The organism is Virgibacillus siamensis (genome assembly GCF_900162695.1).
Classification (GTDB): Bacteria; Bacillota; Bacilli; order Bacillales; family Amphibacillaceae; genus Lentibacillus; species Lentibacillus siamensis_A.
Map to the genome: position 1 here is coordinate 294,124 of NZ_FUIH01000006.1, position 17,208 is coordinate 311,331.

The window sequence follows — 17,208 nt, forward strand, 5'->3', positions numbered from 1 at the left end:
AGTATTGCCCTTTTAAAATTTTCCTCAAAATATATTCAGGATAGCACACTCTTAATAATTAGGTCCCCACCCAATCAGCACACCAATTACCAGGAATATGATGGATAAAGCATACCATGCTCCGATAAGTGGAAGCATGAATTTGACCCATTTTGTCCAAGGTACTTTACCGATAGCTAAGCAAGCCAACAATACCCCGGATGCAGGTGTAATGCTGTTCATAAAACCATCCGAAAGCTGATATGCTGTTACAGCAACCTGTCTTGGAATTTCCATTAAGTCAGACAATGGTGTTAATATTGGCATCATGACTACAGCGTTACCACTTCCGGAAGAAACAAGTAATGCAAACAGTGAGTTACCAATAAACATTGCGATTGCACCAAATACAGATGAAAATGGCTCCATTGCCACTGCCAGCCAGTGTACAATCGTATCTAAAATCTTTCCGTTCTGCATAACAATGACAATTGCGCGTGCAAGCCCAATAATTAACGCGCCATAAACCAGGTTTTTGGCACCGCCCATAAAGTGTCCGACTACATCATTTGGAGACATTTTGGCAATCAGTCCTGTACCAACTGCAATGATAATAAAAATAGCTGCCATATGGTTTAAGGACCAGCCGTATTGAAGGGCACCAACAATATAAAATATAATAGCCGCCGCAACAAACAGTAAAATTAGTTTGTGCTGACCTGTGAATTTAAGATTAACTTCATTCTTTTCAGCTTTCTCACTTACATCATCCCCTGCCGGAAAACGATTTCCAGCCATCAGACTTTTCTCAGGATCATTTTTCACCCTGTTGATATACCAGCAAATGTAACCAATCGTAACGACAAAGACAATAACGGTCATTATGCAGCGAAACACAATACCGGAATACAAAGGCAATCCCGCAATGTCTTGTGCAATAAGAACTGTGAACGGACTCATAAATGACGTATTGAATCCTACATAAGCTGATAATTTAATCATGGCCACACCGGATATGGCATCCAAGTCCAATGCTCTGGCAAGGATAATGCCGATTGGTATAAATGCAATAACTGCATTCGCAATTGCACCTGTCAGCCCTCCGATCATCAGCAAAAATCCAACGAAAATTATTAGAAGGTATTCTTTGTTTTTAGTTTTGTTGACTGCTTTCATAATAGAGGCATTAATTGCTCCTGTTGATTCAATAACAGCAAATGTACCACCTATAATTAATACGAGGAATACAATTCCTGCAGTTTCCACCAACCCATTTTGAATGGAAAGGAAAAAGTCTAAAATCCCTGTAGGACTTCCTTCTACAGAATGAAAGCTGTTTGGCACAACAACGGTTATATCCCCTTGCTTTTCACGTTCGAACTCACCTGAGGGTAGAAAGTATGTTGCCAGTGCTGCTAAAAGCATAATGAATAGCATGATAATGTATGCATCGGGCATCGCAAACTTTTTCTTTTTCCTGCCAGGTGTGTTTTCTTGATTTGCTGACATATGGATTTCCTCCTTTTTTGAATTGTTGAAAAAAATAAAACGTTGTGATAGATTATAATAAAGTATTAACTTTAAATCAAGTCATTTTTAATTATTTTCCTTTATTTTTGAGAGGGGTCTTATATGACAACATTTCAAGAAAAAATTGATAAAAACTATGCAACCCTTACCAGCGGCCTTAAAAAAGTAGCGTCCTATTTGTTGGAAGAACCTATGGCATTTGCAGCCAATCCTGCAAAAAAAGTGGGTGAATCGATTGGCGTCAGTGAAACAATGGTGGTCCGGCTTTGTATTGCATTGGGGTATCGCGGATACAGTGAGTTGCAGCAAGAGGTAAGGGAACATGTTTTTGAACAAAAACGTATTTTTAATACGTACAAAATTGATGAGCAACAGGTTGGAGAACCAATGTATCAGCAGATCATGCGTCATGATCAAATCAATATACAGAAAACATCGTCCAGTTTAAATGAACATGAGTTCAATGAAACAATACGTGCTTTAGCGTATTCAGAGCGGATTCTTGTATCCGGGCTCCGCTATACTTTTTCAATGGCACATTGGCTGACATATGCGCTATTATCTATTGGTTTAAATGCACATTTATTTCGGCCGGATTTGGATATACATATGGAAGAAGGAAGCAAGGCGAAAGTGCTGGTTGTTTTTTCATTTCACGCCTACTCTGTGGAGACACTGTTACTTGCCGAAGAAGCGAAAAAACGCGGGTGGCTGATTATTGGATTTACTGACTCCCGTATTGCTCCCATTTCGGAATATGCCGACATATTGTACACTGTCCATTTTCCGGAAAGAATGAATTCAGAAACAGCACCAGTCGTCTTCTCATTGTTAAATGCAATCGTTTCCGGCATAAGTCAACTCGAACCTGAACGTACCATGAAGGCCAAACAAAAGGTTGAAGAAAACAGAATTAAAGGTAATTTTAAATTATGAGGACAAGGAGATAAACGTCATGAAAACAGATCCAATCGATAATAAGATAATGAATATTTTTGAGCACTTGCATAATCATCCCGAAATCAGTTGGCATGAAACCGAAACGACAAACTATATTAAACAGATTTTGGAGAACCATGGATGCAAGATAACTACTTTTGATGATTGTACAGGGGTAATTGGGGAGATAGGAAATGGTGATCCTGTAGTTGCTGTCAGAGCAGATATGGATGCTCTCTGGCAGGAAGTTAACGGAAGATTTTGTGCCAATCATTCATGCGGTCACGATTCACACATGTCCATGGTACTTGGGGTTCTTTTAAAAATCAGTGAAATGGATTCACTTCCACAGGGAACGATTCGATTCATTTTTCAACCCGCTGAAGAAAAAGGAACGGGTGCGCTTAAAATGATTGAAAAGGGCGTTATTGATGATGTCAGTTATATGTATGGTGTTCATTTAAGGCCCGTCCATGAAGTGAAAGACAATATGGCAGCTCCGGCAATTTTGCATGGCGCGGGACAGCACATCAGCGGGGAAATAAAGGGGGAAGATACGCATGGAGCTCGGCCACACCTAGGCGTCAACGCAATAGAGGTCGGGGCGGAACTGTTGCAAAAACTTAACCATATTCATGCCGACCCGCAAGTTCCACACTCCATAAAGTTTACGAAGTTTCAGGCCGGCGGGGAAAGCTCGAATGTGATTCCCGGCAGTGCGGCATTCAGTATTGATATTCGGGCTCAACGTAACGATGTCATTGACGAATTGGCCAGCAAGGTTAAGCAATCAGTTCAATCGGTATCAGCGTTTTACAATGTACCTATTGAGTTGGACATTGGTTCAGCGACCGCTTCAGCCAATTCTGATAAAAATGCCCAAAAAATAATGTCCGAATCCATTGGAGAGGTTTTAGGAGAAGAAAATATTGCACCGCCTGTTGTTACCAGCGGCAGTGAGGACTTTCATTTTTATACGTTTAAGAAACCGGATTTAAAGGCAACTCTTTTGGGACTTGGGTGTGATTTAAAACCGGGTTTGCACCACCCATATATGACATTTAATCACGACATGATTGTACCTGGTTCTGAGATACTATTGAAAACAGTTTTAAAAACCTTAACTCATTTAAATAAAAAGGGGGATTAGCAGATGTCAGATGTTGAAACGCCATCTTTGAAGTTATCGGGATCTTCTTATGAAATGGGCTTTGAACATGGTTCAGGGGCGAAAGAACAGGTCCATTTCACCCTTGAAACGTATGAGGAAATGTTTTATAACCATTCGAGTATGTCTTGGAAGGAGGCATGTAATAAAGCATTACTTCATGTTGATGCGATTGAGCAATATAATGCTGATTATCTTTATGAAATGGAAGGTTTAGCAAAAGGAGCAGGTGTTACTTTTGAAGATATATTGGCAATTAATGCAAGAAGTGAAATTGTATTAACCAATGTTCCTGATGGATGTACTGCATTTTCAATATTGGACAGGTACACATCAAACATGTGGCTGGCCCAAAATTGGGATTGGACATCAACCCAATTTAAATCTTTGGTTCACTTGCATTTGGATAAGGAAAATTGTCCTTCCATAAATATGGTTTCAGAAGCAGGGATTATCGGTAAGATTGGCTGCAACAGTGAGGGGATAGGTGTCTGCCTTAATGCCTTGGTAACGAATACGTCGGCAAAGAAAGTGCCAATTCATTTGGGATTGAGGGCAGTCCTGGAATCAACTTCCATTGAAGAAGCTGTATCGCGGGTTGGTAGGAATCAAATGGCCTCTCCGGCACATTTTTTAATCGCAGCAAAAACAGGAGAAATGGCAGGACTTGAAGTATCTCCAATCCATACCGCCCGAATAGCAACTGACAAAAATTTTATTGCACATACAAATCATATTTTGTCTGAACAGCTAAAAGAAAAAGTTAAGGAGGATGCAAAATCAGATTCCTATATCCGGTACGACGTTGCAAATAAATTACTGACAGATTTTGATAAGCAACAGATTACTGACACGAATGTATTTCGGGTTTTGTCAGATCATACAAATTATCCGCATTCTATTTGCCGCCATATATCTCCCGAAGACGAGAAGAAGGGAGAACGAATAAGCGAAACTATTTTTAGTATTGTTATGAACTTAACAGAAGGCACACTGAACTGGGAAAAAGGTCACCCATGCAGGCAACTGTGACTTAAAGGGAGCAGGAGTGATTTATGATGAGCATACGCCAGGTGCAAGAATTGGTTGCAAACAAAAGAGAAGAATATCTTGATCTATTATTTTCCCTATTAAGACAAAAAAGTGTAAGCGCGGAAAATGAAGGGATAGAAGCATGCAGCGCACTGTTAAACCGAATAATGGAAGATATCGGAATCAAAACAAGGCTGATAGAAACAGATGGGCATCCGGTAGTCTATGGGGAATTAATGAATAAAACAAATAATTTCACGCTTCTGATTTACGGACATTATGACGTTCAACCTGCCGATCCGATTGATGAGTGGAATACACCTCCTTTTGAGCCGACCATCAAAAACGGGAAAATTTTTTGCCGGGGTGCTGGTGACAATAAAGGACAATTGATGGCGCAATTACTTGCTATTAAAAGTTATAAAGAAATTTTCGGGAAGCTTCCAATTAATATAAAGTTTGTTTTTGAGGGTGAAGAAGAGAGCGGAAGCCCTAATCTTGCTCAATTTGTTCAGACGAATCGTGAATTATTAAAAGCTGACCTTGTTTATACGTCCGACGGGCCAATGCATGAAAGTGGAGCACCGTTTGTTCTTTTGGGAGTACGTGGAATGCTTTATGTGGAGCTAGCGGCTAAAGGCGCGGATTGGGATAACCATTCCGGTAATAAAGGGAATATTATCCCTAATCCTGCCTGGGAATTGGTTAAACTGCTAAATACAATGCGTGACAATAAGGGAAGAATCTTAATTGAAGGGTTTTATGATGACATTCGTCAGCCAGGCAAACATGATTTAGACTTAATATCCAACTTGCCATTTGATAAGAATCGATTAGCTGAACATACCGGCTATCAAGGGTTTGATATGTCCCGTGACGAATATTACCAAAACTTAATTTTTGAGCCTACGATGAATATTGCGGGTTTTCACAGTGGTTATGGCGGAGAAGGCACAAAGACAATCATTCCTTCCAAGGCAAAGTTGAAACTGGACATGCGGTTGATAGTTGATCAAGACCCTGATGATATCCTTAGCAAGCTGGAAAAGCACGTCATGAAACATGCTCCTGATATAGAGTTGAAACGGCATGGTGCCATGAGACCATCCCGTACCCCTTATGATTCTATAGGGGTTAGTGCTATAAAACGTGCAGTTGAAAAGTCTTACAAGCAACAACCTGTTTTACAGCCAAGTTTGGGTGGAAGCCTGCCGGACTACGTGTGGACGCAAATTTTGGGAGCCCCATCAGTATTGGTGCCGTATGCTAATTATGACGAAGCAAACCATTCCCCGAATGAAAATATTACGATTGATAACTTTTTTAAGGGAATTTTGTGTACGTGTCATGTTATTCAGGAATTGGGCGATGACTGCTAGTTCCATAAACATATAAATATAAATATTATTCCTACTAAATACAGGCGTCTTTTTATCCAGTTTATTCTATCATACCAAGCGGGAACTCCTCATAAAAAGGAGGAGTGTAAAAATGAACAAAATTTTCTTCGTAATGCTCGCAACATTAGTATTGGTGACAGCAGGGTGTGGTTCAGGTGGTGAGGATCAGGCTAAAAATGAACAAAACCAAACCGGTACGGAAGAGGCAAAAGACACGGGCCAAACTGACAAAGGTGGTTCATCTGGACTTACAAGCGGTGTTACTGATGTTCAAAAGTCTTTGGATGAATTAAAAATGGTTATGCAAAATAATCCCGATAAGACGAAAAAAATACAAAAAATCGGGAAAGAAGCTGGGGAAGATTGGGATGAAATTGAAAAACAGGTAGAGGAAAAATACCCTAAAGCATATGAAAATATCGAGAAAAGTTTATACCCGCTTAAAGCTGCAACAAAAAAGGACATGCCTGATAAAGGCAAGGTAAAACAGTTGACTAGTGAAACGTTGAAAAAACTGCAGGATTTTAAGAAAGGATTGGAAAAGTAATCCCAGTCCGAATTCAAAATCAAGGAGTCCTCAAAGTTTATTTGGGGGCTTATTTAATTGGAACATGAGTGAAAGTCTTGTTTAGTTTAATTAATAAAGTGGAAGTGTAATATAGTGGATATAATAAGCATTCTTAATAAGGAGGATACACATTGGCTAATCAATTTTACGAAAAGAGTCATGCTGAACATTTAAATAAAATAGGTGAACTGGCACCGGAGCAGGCGCAGGCCTTTTCGAAGTATAATGCGGGTGTTTTTAAGGATGGGGCGCTGTCCAAAAAGGAAAAGGAAATTATTGCAGTTGCGATAGCACATGTAACGCAATGTCCTTATTGTATTGATACGCATACTAAAAATGCCAAAAAAGAAGGTGCTTCTCTCAGTGAATTGGTGGAAGCAGTCATGGTTACTTCTGCAGTTGAAGCAGGCGGGGCTGTGACACATAGTACAAATATGCATAATGCACTTTCTGAGGAAGCCGATGACACACTGTATGCACGTTCAAATTTGAAAAGTCTCAGTCAATTGGGAAAGAATGCGAAAGACGGATTCCAAGGTTATTCCGGATTTAACACAGCAGCAATGAAAGAAGGGAAATTGAGCAAGAAGTTTAAAGAAATTGTCGCGGTTGCTGTCGGACATGCCACACTTTGTCCATATTGCATTGATGTTCATACTAAAAATGCCGATAAGGAAGGTGTAACAAGAGAGGAATTATCTGAAGCGGTATTGGTTTCTTCTGCGTTGCTTGCCGGTGGATCTTATGCGCATATGGCGAATATGATTGAGAGCTTTGGCGAGGAATAAAGATATCGAAGAAAAGTTGTCATACAAGGCTGCCCTGATTCGCAGTAAATAGCGAATCAGGGCAGTTTTTTAATAAAAGCAAAACTAACTTTCAAACATGTTCACGGTCAACCGTGAACATTTAAGCGGAAAAATTCATTCGCAAATTATCGTTTAAAACTCCTCATAAACGGCCGGATCCTGGTCATTATTGCGGCCATCCGGGCGTGTCAATTGATCAAGTGCAGTCATATCATCTTCATCCAAGGAAAAATCAAAAATAGAGAGATTCTCCAGCTGCCGAACCGGTGAAGCGGACTTCGGAATTGGCACTGCATTGTGCTGGAAATGCCAGCGCAAAATAACCTGTGAAGCGGTCTTGCCGTGTTTTTCCGCAATACCCCAAATCTTATTGTTGCTTAAAACATCATTTGCGCGGGCCAAAGGACTCCAGGATTCGGTTGCTATACCATGCTCTTCATGCCACTTGCGCTGTTCTTCCTGATTGAAGAAAGGGTGCAGTTCCACTTGATTGATGCTTGGCAGTACACCGGTTTCTTTTTGCAGCCGTTCCATATGCTCCGGCAAAAAGTTGGAAACACCGATTGAGCGGATAAGCCCCCATTTTTTCGCATCAACCAATGCCTGCCATGCTTCCAGATACATATCCTGGATTGGATTTGGCCAATGAATTAAATATAGATCGAAATAGTCCAGGTTTGCGCGATAGAGTGATTCCTGAATAGCTTTCACAGCTTTTTCATACGTATGGTAGCGCCCAGGAAGCTTTGATGCAATACGCAATTCTTCCCGCGGCACGGTTGTCCGCTTTAGTGCCGTGCCTACTGTTCCTTCGTTCTCGTAATTATAAGCTGTGTCAATCAGACGGTAACCATGATCGATGGCACTAGTAATGGCCGCTGCACCTTCGTTTCCCCACAGTTTATAGGTCCCGAAGCCAATTGCCGGGATACGAGTGCCATCGTTTAACAAGATTTCTGGTATTTGGCTTGTCATTGTATGCCTCCTTGAAACGTGTATTTATTGGATATGCTATCACAATATAGCGATGGATGTTATTGTAGTGCTTATGGTTACAGATGTTTCAAGTGACAAAACCGTTTCATCTCTTCCGGAAAATCAATATATGGATTCCGGTTTCCCTGGATGTCAAAGATCGCCTGATTGCGGTGTTTTTCATATAGAGTCGGAGGGAATTTCTGATGCCAATCAAGCAGCAGATTTGTATCGATTTTTTTTCTGTGTGATTTCTCAATTTCGTCAGGGTACCGTATTAGAAAATACATCATAGCCCTGGCAACTGCACCTTTCGCATTCTCGGGCTCAAATAGCTCCTCATCCGCTTTTCCGCATGCATCTTCAATTTGTCTGGTCTCCATATTCTCCGGATTGTAATCAGGAAAATCATGGTAGGGATAATTGCTTCTGATTGAATTACAATCGGGTTCACATGTGAATAGGTGATGAATGTCGCCGCGCATCGGTTCCTCTTCATTAAACCAGGATTGCGGGACAACGTGTTCACAATTATATTTGAATGAATCCGCAATTTCCCTTAGTTTTCGCTCTTTCTGGCTTTGTTCCGATTCCTGCGCTTTTTCCATTTCTTCTTTTCGTTTTAAGGAAGTTTGATGATCTTTTTTAATCACTTCTTCCGGCTGCTGCTTTACCCCGGAATAAATACTTTCCAGATTTCCGTCCGGTCTTAAGTCAACCCATGGATAGACATATTCACTTGGATCATAACTAACTTGATTCGTGTGGGTTTCCGTAAGCAGTCTTTTCAGCGATTGCAATAATTCTGAGTCATCGGGGTTATCAAAATCAATGTTTTGATAATAATGTTCCTTCATCTGCTGGTCTTTTTCTTTGTCGTAATAGGTTTTTTCATCTTTTTCCCATTCTTCCTTTGTGTCTGTAAGCCGGGAAATAATGGAATGGAGACGTTTTTGATCGGTTGTAACCGGAAGCAGCTTATTCTTCTGTTCAGCGGTAAGGTTCATGAGTAATCCTCCTTGACAAAATTATTGGGGTATACAAAGTTGTTTTGTGTATACCCCAATCCTTTTTAAACCAATCTAGGCTTTATTAATCATTCCCGTTTGACTGGACAGCCTGTTCTGCATCTATATAACCAGCACCTTGTGCATAAGGCGGCAATCCTTGATCAACTGCACTATTTAGAAGATTTTGCTTTACCTGATCAGGGGAGAATCCGGAATTATTCTGTAACACAAGGGCAACAACACCTGCACAAATCGGAGTTGCCATTGATGTACCTGATAATGAAAAATAATTCTGGTCTACCCGACCTGATTTAGCCGTTTTGTCCAGAAAAGAACCAGGTGCCCGTAAAGAGATAATATTCACCCCGGGTGCAAGCAAATCTGGTTTTGATTCTTCCCCGCATGCAGGACCGCGACTTGAAAAAGATGCAATTTGTTCATCGGATCTGTCAACTGTATTTCGATCATCAATTGCGCCAACAGTTATCACTTGAGAACTGATTCCTGGCGTCCCGATTGTTCGTTTATCGGGGCCGGAATTCCCTGCAGCGACACATACAACTATTCCTGCAGCCCATGCCTGCTCAACAATTTGGACGAGTGGGTCATTACAATTCGATTCATCAGCTTGTGCCCCTAAAGATAGGGAGATGACATCGATTTGATGCTCATCTTTATGATCAATACACCATTGTACACCGGAAACGATTGTGGAAAGAGAGCCAGATCCCATTTGATTGAGTACCTTTACTCCAATTACACCAGCTTCCGGGGCAGGCCCGCGGTAGGTTCCGCTTGACGTATAGCCATTACCTGCAGCATCGCCGGCGCAATGTGTGCCGTGTCCATTATCGTCATAAGGTTCCGTTCGGTTGTTAACGAAATCCTTAAAGGCAACGATACGATTGGACGGCTGGGTCAGATCCTCATGCGGATAAATACCAGTATCGACTATGGCAATGTTGACATCTTTCCCGGTTAAGCCTTGTTCATTTAACTGCCTGGCATGGATGGATGGAGAAGCAACATCCAAATAAGCAGTAACTTCCCGGTCATAGTAAATCTTGCTGATGCCGCAGCCATTATCCATTAATTTTTCAATGGTGGATGCTGTTAAGATTGCGGAGCAGCTTGCTGTACTTGGAAACTGGTGCATTATCTTGGACCTGAATTCCGGATTAACCACTTCCTGTGCATCACATAGAACCGATGACAGTGGCAGTCCTTTATTTTCAAATTCGATAATTACTGGATATCGTTTAAATTTTTTCATGATATTTTCGATTGGGCGATGCAAGAAACACGGGATGTTGCGAAACGGCTGATATAGATGAAGCAGATTCTGCCGCATTTTTTTATCAAATTTCTCGCCATAATTGCGAACCAGCTGAATCATTGAAAATCCTAACATGTTATCACCTTCCTTTATCATTCATTTCGGTACATACTATGAATGAAAGGAATCGTGGACACGGTATTTGTAAGGATGTGAAACAAAAAAAGGCGCTTGTCCGTTAATTGGCTGCACCTTTTAAAACTGCTGTATAACCGTTCCATTTCAACGATGCATTAAGTGTATACATATTTTTCATGGTATTCAGGAAAAGTAAATGTATGACTGTTTCCATAAAGGGAGGTTGTGAAGTGCCGAAAAATCTGGGAAATATTTTTCAATCCGCGATCAAGGTTCTAAACGCTTTAACCGATAACAATAAGGACCCGCTGCATATGGGAGAAGTTATGGCGTGCTGGACTTACCTTGCTTTTGTGGGTAATATTATAACGTATGAAGAAGTGGGGCTAAATTCCATAACTGATCCGGAATTAAAAGAAATGGTTAAGGACGCATTAAATATTGCGAAGACACATAAGAAAGAACTTACTGAGTTTATGAAAAAAGAAGGGATTGCTTTACCTTCTTTACCTGAAACAAAGCCCAAGTCAGACCCCGGTGCCATTCCGCCGGGTGCGAAATTGACGGAAGATGAATTGATTAACACCCTGGAAATCAATTTTGTTTTTGCGGCAGATACATGTGCTGCTTCTGCAAGTCAATGTCTCCGCACCGATGTAGGACTGATGTTTTTGAAGTTTCAGACGGATAAATTTGCGCTTGGTTTTCGGGCGAAAGAACTGATGCGCAGAAAAGGCTGGCTTAAAATTCCGCCGCATTATCGGCCGCCTGGTGCACCGGGGAGTTAACCTAATAAAAAACTTGTTAAAGTCCATCTTCCGAACAGGGAGATGGATTTTTGCTGTACACAAAAATAAATAACGCTTTTTAAAAGGTTTCTTCCTTTCAAAAAGCGTTATTCGAGTCGTTTTAATAAAATCCATCTGATAATACCGCCAACTATCAGACCTACCGGTACAAACAGGATCGGCAGCCAAACTGGTCCGATCAAGTAGCCGAATAGTTTCAGGTCAGCTGAGAAAATAACCCCAACCGTTACAAAATAAGCTGAAAATACAAACGGCAGAAAGGCATATGGTCTGCTTTCACCTTTCGCGTCTTTATATGCATCCCAAATCGCGAAGAAATATAAACATGGATAGAACATAAGCCATCCGTAATTTGTCGCTTCGACTGCCTTGTGTATTTCACCGTTAAAACTAAAAATAATAATTTGATTAAAGTTGCCCATTACATTCGTAAGAAATTCCAGCCCGACCAATAATAATCCTTTAATATAAGCTCCATTCAGCAATTGCCCGAATCCTGGAAATGCAATACTCCAGAACAGCACTTCAAGTTTGTCTCTGTTTTTCCCTTTTACTTTTTCCATTCGCAGCCCTATTCCGCAAGTTCTTTTCGGTCGGCTGCCATAGGGGGCTGTTCCATCCAGCCGTGTTCAATCATAATATTCGCTCCGTCTTCTGCATAAAGTGCAATTTCACCGACAAGACGTGTATATTTAACACTCAGGTCATGCCTGGAGCTGGTCGACATGGACGTACCGTATTGAGCGATGCCGGACGCGCTGAGAAGCGTAACAAGGAACATCATTAATTTATCGGAAAATGGAGCTGTTGTTGAATCTGTTACCTCTGTCGTAAGTATCAATGATGAATTTGTAATGTATTCCTTATTTAAAATGGAGGAGAATACTTCAAACTGTTTTCCGGATATATCCCGTCCTCGTTCAAAATATTTTCTTGCTTCTTTTGCCTGCGCAACCTGGCTGAAACCGGTAATAAGGGCTTGCCCAAGTGCATTTCGTTTGGCATTGTACACAAGGTTTGAAATTTCCTGGCCAAGCAGCTGTCTTCGTTCGCCAAACCATCCCGCCATGAAGCTCTGTTTTTTGACAAAGTCAATTTGTTCAGGCTTAGGGATGGTTGGATCAGGGATGAAGATTCCTTTTTCCTTTGCCAGCTCTTTTGCCTTCAGGTGTAAATCCTGTATTTGATTAATATTCTCATTGTAAAAACGGGTGACATCGGCCATTGATGATACGACAAGTGCGAACGTATTCATTGTCATTTTAATCATGGACATATGAAGCAAGTAATAAATGAACAATTTGTCCGAAAATAGACGGGGAGCATCCATGTTAACGTCCTTTTCGGTGAATCCCTGTGGTATTGGATAGTTCTCGGCACGAAAGAACTGTTCCAGTGTTTCTTTGTTTTTAAGGGAGCGCTCTAAGGATAAATTAAGTAAGGACTCTGTTTGTTCACATTCCACATCCTTCAGAAAATAACGAAGCCCGCATATGGTCATCGTTTCACTCTGATACGAGTTCCAAAGTGAGGAAATTTCAGAAGCTGTCAGAGGTATATTCCGGGTATGATCTTCCATGTGAATATCAACTCCTTTATGTGTTTGTTTTATAGTGTGGACGCAAAGTGCATTCTTATACGGCTGTATAAAAAAAGGCTCGAATGGGAAACAGAAGGGAAACGGAACCTTGACGAGGGGGAATAAAATGGGGTTCTTTTCCAGAAAGAAAAAGAAGAATAACGAACATGAAAATTTCACGCTGGATATTTATAAAAGCCTTGATAAAAATATTTCCAATCTAAAAAATATGCTGGAGGAACCGAATGATTTGGTCATTCGGGAATTTACTGCAGGCAAAACAGATCACAAATGTGCATTAGCTTTTATTGATGGCCTAATTAACAATGATCTGGTTAATGACAACGTATTGAAAAATCTTCAGGTAATGGCGGAATGGAAAGAACTGCCTGCAACCTCTTCGGATTTGTTTCATGCCATTAAAACGGAGCTTATATCAGTCAGTGACGTAGAAATCGGGAAGAATTTAGACGATGTTTCCAATGCAATGCTCTACGGAAGTGCCATTCTTTATATTGACGGCTTCAGTAAGGTGTTAATGATGGATGTGAAAGGGTGGCAAAGCCGGTCAATTGAACAGCCCCCTTCCGAAACGATTATCCGCGGTCCGAGGGAAGGGTTTATTGAGAATTTCCGAACAAATATGGTGCTGATCCGCCGATACATACGAGATCCAAATTTACGATTTAAAACGTATCAAGTGGGTCGGCGTTCCAAGAAAAATTTGGCCGTTGTATATGTTGACGGAATTATTCATCCCGACCTGTTGAAAGAGGTGCAGCGTCGGTTGGAATCCATTGATATGGATAACGCGCCGGAGTCAAGCTATATTGAACAATGGATTGAGGACAGCTTTTTGTCCCCCTTTCCGCAAATGCTGAATACAGAACGTCCGGATGCCGTTGCAAAAGCAGTGTTGGAAGGGAAGTTTGCCATTATCCTTGATGGTACCCCATTTGTATTGATTGCCCCGGTCACTATTGGAAATACACTGCAGGCACCTGAGGATTATTATGAGCGGTGGTCACTTGGCTCAACCATCCGCATGCTGCGTTATTTGGCGGCGTTTCTTGCCATGTTTATGCCCGCTTTATATATTGCACTTGTTTCGTATCATCAGGGCATGATTCCTACCAAACTTGCCTTCTCTATCGCAGCCTCCCGTGAAGGTGTCCCATTTCCGGCCGTTGTTGAAGCATTGCTGATGGCACTAACGATGGAAATGTTACGCGAGGCAAGTGTCCGTCTGCCCAAAGCGATTGGGCAGACAATAGGCATTATCGGTGGTCTGGTAATTGGCGAGGCTGCCGTCAACGCCGGAATTGTCAGTCCGATTATGGTCATTGTTGTGGCCTTAACGGCAATTGCTTCATTTACAATTCCGGCATATAGTGTGGCGATTTCATTCCGGATGCTTCGTTTTGGTGTGATGATTGCTGCAGCGGTGTTTGGACTGTATGGTATCATACTGGCTTATATTATGATCAATATCCATATTGTCAATCTGAGAAGTATTGGAGTTCCATATTCGAGCCCGTTTGCACCGACGTTCATCCGGGATTGGAAAGACCTTGTTTTTCGGGCTCCAATTCCGTTATTGGACGAACGTCCCGATTATTTGCTTCCGGATGATAAAAAATCTGCCGATAAAAGGGGGAAACGATGAATGGATCGGTTTGAATACGGAGATGACAAGATTACTGACAAAGAGATTATGGTTGCTGTTCCATCCATCGTAATCGGTGTTGGAGTGCTTTATCTGCCAAGAGTAGTTGCAGCAGATACGATTGCTGCCGATGGCTGGCTGGCTTTATTAGTCGGCGGAATCATTATCATGTTTTTCACCTGGCTCTGCGCAAAACTTGCTGTGCAATTTCCGGGCAAGCAGTTTATTGACTATGCATCTTTGATTATTTCCAAACCTATTGCAATTTGTATGACCATCATGCTGGCAATTCAAGGGGTGCTGATAACGGCTTTTGAGGTACGGGTTATCGGGGATTTGGCGAAGCATTATTTGTTTGACCGAACCCCTCCTGAAGTGATTATGCTTGTGTTTTTACTTGTCGTTGTCTATGCAGTGTCAGGATCACGTGCAGGGGTACTCCGTCTGAATATGTTGTTCCTGCCAATTATCATTTTCATTGCAATTGTGGTGATGTTGTTCACAACCGGGTGGTTTGAGAAGGGGAATCTCATGCCGTTTTTTCAGACCAGTATCAGTGGGCATGTGAGTGCGCTCCATACAAGTGTTTTATCCTACTTAGGTTTCTTTGTTCTGCTGTTTTACATTTCCCTTGTAAAAAAACCGAAGAAGGTTCCCATAAAGGCGGCGATCGGAATGGGGGTTGCAGTGTTTATGTATATGCTGCTGTTTATCATCTGTATTGCGGTATTTGGAAATCATGCGACCGCAAATCTGCTTTATCCGACAGTGGAACTGGCAAAAGAAGTGGAAATTCCCGGCGGTTTTTTTGAACGTTTCGAATCAGTCTTTTTTGTTATTTGGATTATGGCGATTTTTAATACATCAGCGATGGCATTGGATGTATCCGTCTTTGCACTTAATTCTATATTTAAAAATAAACCGAAGCGGAAGATTGTTTTTTGGCTATCCCCATTAATTTTGTTTATTGCACAGTTTCCACAGGATTTTACGGAAGTTGGCAAACTGGGAACACTGATTAGCTATTATGGTTTGGGGATTACTTTATCCGTTACAATTTTACTGTTTATCGTAGGAAAACTCAGAGGGGTGATGGACAGTGAAAAATCATAAACGAGTCTGTCTGGTATTCAGCAGTATATTGTTTTTTTTGTTGGCGGGCTGCTGGGACAGGGTGGAGATCGAGGAGCGCGGATTTGTACTTGGGGCAGCGATTGATGTTGCGGAAGAACAGACGGGTGATGAGCTGCAATTGCGCTTAACCACCCAATTAGTTGTCCCATCCGGGATCGGCACTCCTGCAAGCGGCAGCAGCAGTAGTAAGGAACCCTATATGAATATTTCAGCCACGGGTCACAGCATGTATACGATCAATCGTAAATTGGCGGAACAGACGAGCCGCTCACCGTATTATCAGCATGTTAAATTACTTGTTGTGTCTGAAGAAGTTGCAGCAAATCCAAATTTGTTTTCCAGTTTGATGGATTTCTTTATTCGTGATCATGAAATGCGGCGGGGAATCAGAGTCCTGATTGCCCAGGATGAGGCGAAAAAAGTGTTGGAGGCAACATCGGATACTGAAGACCTTCCCACCATTTATATTGAATCCATGTTGGAAAACAGCTACAAAAATGGTGATGTCCTCCAGCCGCTCAGGTTGGGAAAAATTCATGAATACCTTGTAAGTGATCAAAGTTTTGCCATTCCTAAAATTCATATGAAGGGTGACAGAGCAGTCTACCAGAATGCAGCGGTGTTTCATGATTTCAAAAATAAGGTGATTGGTACGCTGGAATCGAAGGATATAAAAGGTTTGAATTTTATTACAGGTAAAATGGAAGGAGGTCTTATTAAAGTAGAACTGAACGAGCATTTAACAACCTTGGAAATATTGCGTATACACAGCAACATGCACATAACAGCGATTAACGAAAACAGTGTTGAGGCTAAAGTGAAAGTTAATGTCAACGCCAAGGTTGCGGAAACGTTCAGTTCAATGGATATAGCCACTGAAAAAAATTTGAATAAACTTGAAAAAGGGGCAGAAAAGAAAGTGAAAAAACTGATACTGCAGACCGCTGAAAAATCACAAAACGAATTGGACGCAGATGTACTCGGTCTTGGTCAGCTTTTGAAGCATCATTATTATGATTACTGGAAACAAGTGCGGACCAATTGGGATCAGGGCAGAAGTATTTTTGCAAACAGTGATATCACTGCCGAAGTCCATGTAGCAATTAGAGGTACAGGCGGGGCAGATCAAACGAGTATTAGAGGTGAATAAATATGTGGGATGCCTTCATGGCAAGACTTCCAGGGGCAATAGGGAT

General features: G+C 41.4%; 16 protein-coding genes. 10 read left to right on the plus strand and 6 right to left on the minus strand.

Annotated elements, in window-relative coordinates; genetic code table 11:
* Window positions 1-51: 51 nt before the first annotated feature.
* Window positions 52-1,488 carry a YfcC family protein gene (locus B1K71_RS02475; RefSeq protein ID WP_175631804.1) on the minus strand — a complete coding sequence of 479 codons (1,437 nt, stop codon included), beginning with the start codon at window positions 1,486-1,488 and terminating at the stop codon, window positions 52-54.
* Window positions 1,489-1,611: 123 nt separating this feature from the next.
* On the opposite strand from B1K71_RS02475, the gene B1K71_RS02480 reads away from it, so the two are divergent.
* From B1K71_RS02480 to B1K71_RS02505, 6 genes are all read left to right on the plus strand, one after another.
* Window positions 1,612-2,445, plus strand: coding sequence for a MurR/RpiR family transcriptional regulator (locus tag B1K71_RS02480; protein ID WP_077324418.1), 834 nt, complete (start codon window positions 1,612-1,614; stop codon window positions 2,443-2,445).
* A 19-nt stretch (window positions 2,446-2,464) separates the two neighbouring features.
* The gene (locus B1K71_RS02485) at window positions 2,465-3,598 is read left to right on the plus strand and encodes a M20 peptidase aminoacylase family protein (protein WP_077324608.1); all 1,134 of its coding nucleotides are present in this window, start codon (window positions 2,465-2,467) and stop codon (window positions 3,596-3,598) included.
* 3 nt (window positions 3,599-3,601) lie between these two features.
* Entirely contained in the window at window positions 3,602-4,648 is a 1,047-nt protein-coding gene (locus tag B1K71_RS02490) for a C45 family autoproteolytic acyltransferase/hydolase (protein WP_077324419.1), read from the plus strand.
* Between the two features lie 26 nt (window positions 4,649-4,674).
* A complete protein-coding gene (locus B1K71_RS02495; RefSeq protein ID WP_077324420.1) occupies window positions 4,675-6,027 on the plus strand; it encodes a M20/M25/M40 family metallo-hydrolase in 1,353 nt (450 codons plus the stop codon).
* A gap of 112 nt (window positions 6,028-6,139) precedes the next feature.
* Window positions 6,140-6,595, plus strand: coding sequence for a hypothetical protein (locus B1K71_RS02500; protein WP_077324421.1), 456 nt, complete (start codon window positions 6,140-6,142; stop codon window positions 6,593-6,595).
* 152 nt (window positions 6,596-6,747) lie between these two features.
* Entirely contained in the window at window positions 6,748-7,404 is a 657-nt protein-coding gene (locus B1K71_RS02505; protein WP_077324422.1) for a carboxymuconolactone decarboxylase family protein, read from the plus strand.
* 153 nt (window positions 7,405-7,557) lie between these two features.
* Here the strand turns inward: B1K71_RS02505 and B1K71_RS02510 are convergent, their stop codons facing one another.
* From B1K71_RS02510 to B1K71_RS02520, 3 genes are all read right to left on the minus strand, one after another.
* The gene (locus B1K71_RS02510) at window positions 7,558-8,400 is read right to left on the minus strand and encodes an aldo/keto reductase (RefSeq protein WP_077324423.1); all 843 of its coding nucleotides are present in this window, start codon (window positions 8,398-8,400) and stop codon (window positions 7,558-7,560) included.
* Window positions 8,401-8,477: 77 nt separating this feature from the next.
* Window positions 8,478-9,407, minus strand: coding sequence for an endonuclease I family protein (locus tag B1K71_RS02515; protein WP_077324424.1), 930 nt, complete (start codon window positions 9,405-9,407; stop codon window positions 8,478-8,480).
* 85 nt (window positions 9,408-9,492) lie between these two features.
* Window positions 9,493-10,821 carry a S8 family peptidase gene (locus B1K71_RS02520; RefSeq protein WP_077324425.1) on the minus strand — a complete coding sequence of 443 codons (1,329 nt, stop codon included), beginning with the start codon at window positions 10,819-10,821 and terminating at the stop codon, window positions 9,493-9,495.
* 233 nt (window positions 10,822-11,054) lie between these two features.
* Here B1K71_RS02520 and B1K71_RS02525 point away from each other — a divergent pair, with 233 nt between their 5' ends.
* On the plus strand, window positions 11,055-11,612 hold the full coding sequence (locus B1K71_RS02525; RefSeq protein ID WP_175631805.1) for a DUF3231 family protein: 558 nt from the start codon (window positions 11,055-11,057) through the stop codon (window positions 11,610-11,612).
* Window positions 11,613-11,719: 107 nt separating this feature from the next.
* Here B1K71_RS02525 and B1K71_RS02530 read toward each other — a convergent pair whose 3' ends face one another.
* Together B1K71_RS02530 and B1K71_RS02535 are read right to left on the minus strand one after the other, a co-directional pair.
* Window positions 11,720-12,196: a hypothetical protein gene (locus B1K71_RS02530; RefSeq protein WP_077324427.1), complete on the minus strand. Its 477-nt coding sequence runs from the start codon at window positions 12,194-12,196 to the stop codon at window positions 11,720-11,722.
* Window positions 12,197-12,204: 8 nt separating this feature from the next.
* Window positions 12,205-13,212: a DUF3231 family protein gene (locus tag B1K71_RS02535; protein ID WP_077324428.1), complete on the minus strand. Its 1,008-nt coding sequence runs from the start codon at window positions 13,210-13,212 to the stop codon at window positions 12,205-12,207.
* 127 nt (window positions 13,213-13,339) lie between these two features.
* On the opposite strand from B1K71_RS02535, the gene B1K71_RS02540 reads away from it, so the two are divergent.
* From B1K71_RS02540 to B1K71_RS02550, 3 genes are read left to right on the plus strand one after another with little or no spacing between them, the layout of a single operon-like run.
* Complete coding sequence (locus tag B1K71_RS02540) at window positions 13,340-14,878, plus strand: spore germination protein (RefSeq protein WP_077324429.1); 1,539 nt, start codon at window positions 13,340-13,342, stop codon at window positions 14,876-14,878.
* Complete coding sequence (locus B1K71_RS02545) at window positions 14,879-15,991, plus strand: GerAB/ArcD/ProY family transporter (RefSeq protein WP_077324430.1); 1,113 nt, start codon at window positions 14,879-14,881, stop codon at window positions 15,989-15,991.
* On the plus strand, window positions 15,978-17,162 hold the full coding sequence (locus tag B1K71_RS02550; protein ID WP_077324431.1) for a Ger(x)C family spore germination protein: 1,185 nt from the start codon (window positions 15,978-15,980) through the stop codon (window positions 17,160-17,162). Before B1K71_RS02545 ends, B1K71_RS02550 begins: the two co-directional genes overlap by 14 nt.
* Window positions 17,163-17,208: the final 46 nt, after the last annotated feature.

What these genes read in the sequence shown, in the direction of transcription:
- B1K71_RS02495 (WP_077324420.1), top strand. Translation starts at nt 4,675, where the DNA reads ATGAGCATACGCCAGGTGCAAGAATTGGTTGCAAACAAAAGAGAAGAA.
- B1K71_RS02535 (WP_077324428.1), bottom strand. Translation starts at nt 13,212, where the DNA reads ATGGAAGATCATACCCGGAATATACCTCTGACAGCTTCTGAAATTTCC.
- B1K71_RS02485 (WP_077324608.1), top strand. Translation starts at nt 2,465, where the DNA reads ATGAAAACAGATCCAATCGATAATAAGATAATGAATATTTTTGAGCAC.
- B1K71_RS02500 (WP_077324421.1), top strand. Translation starts at nt 6,140, where the DNA reads ATGAACAAAATTTTCTTCGTAATGCTCGCAACATTAGTATTGGTGACA.
- B1K71_RS02480 (WP_077324418.1), top strand. Translation starts at nt 1,612, where the DNA reads ATGACAACATTTCAAGAAAAAATTGATAAAAACTATGCAACCCTTACC.
- B1K71_RS02475 (WP_175631804.1), bottom strand. Translation starts at nt 1,488, where the DNA reads ATGTCAGCAAATCAAGAAAACACACCTGGCAGGAAAAAGAAAAAGTTT.
- B1K71_RS02540 (WP_077324429.1), top strand. Translation starts at nt 13,340, where the DNA reads ATGGGGTTCTTTTCCAGAAAGAAAAAGAAGAATAACGAACATGAAAAT.
- B1K71_RS02490 (WP_077324419.1), top strand. Translation starts at nt 3,602, where the DNA reads ATGTCAGATGTTGAAACGCCATCTTTGAAGTTATCGGGATCTTCTTAT.
- B1K71_RS02545 (WP_077324430.1), top strand. Translation starts at nt 14,879, where the DNA reads ATGGATCGGTTTGAATACGGAGATGACAAGATTACTGACAAAGAGATT.
- B1K71_RS02530 (WP_077324427.1), bottom strand. Translation starts at nt 12,196, where the DNA reads ATGGAAAAAGTAAAAGGGAAAAACAGAGACAAACTTGAAGTGCTGTTC.
- B1K71_RS02510 (WP_077324423.1), bottom strand. Translation starts at nt 8,400, where the DNA reads ATGACAAGCCAAATACCAGAAATCTTGTTAAACGATGGCACTCGTATC.
- B1K71_RS02520 (WP_077324425.1), bottom strand. Translation starts at nt 10,821, where the DNA reads ATGTTAGGATTTTCAATGATTCAGCTGGTTCGCAATTATGGCGAGAAA.
- B1K71_RS02515 (WP_077324424.1), bottom strand. Translation starts at nt 9,407, where the DNA reads ATGAACCTTACCGCTGAACAGAAGAATAAGCTGCTTCCGGTTACAACC.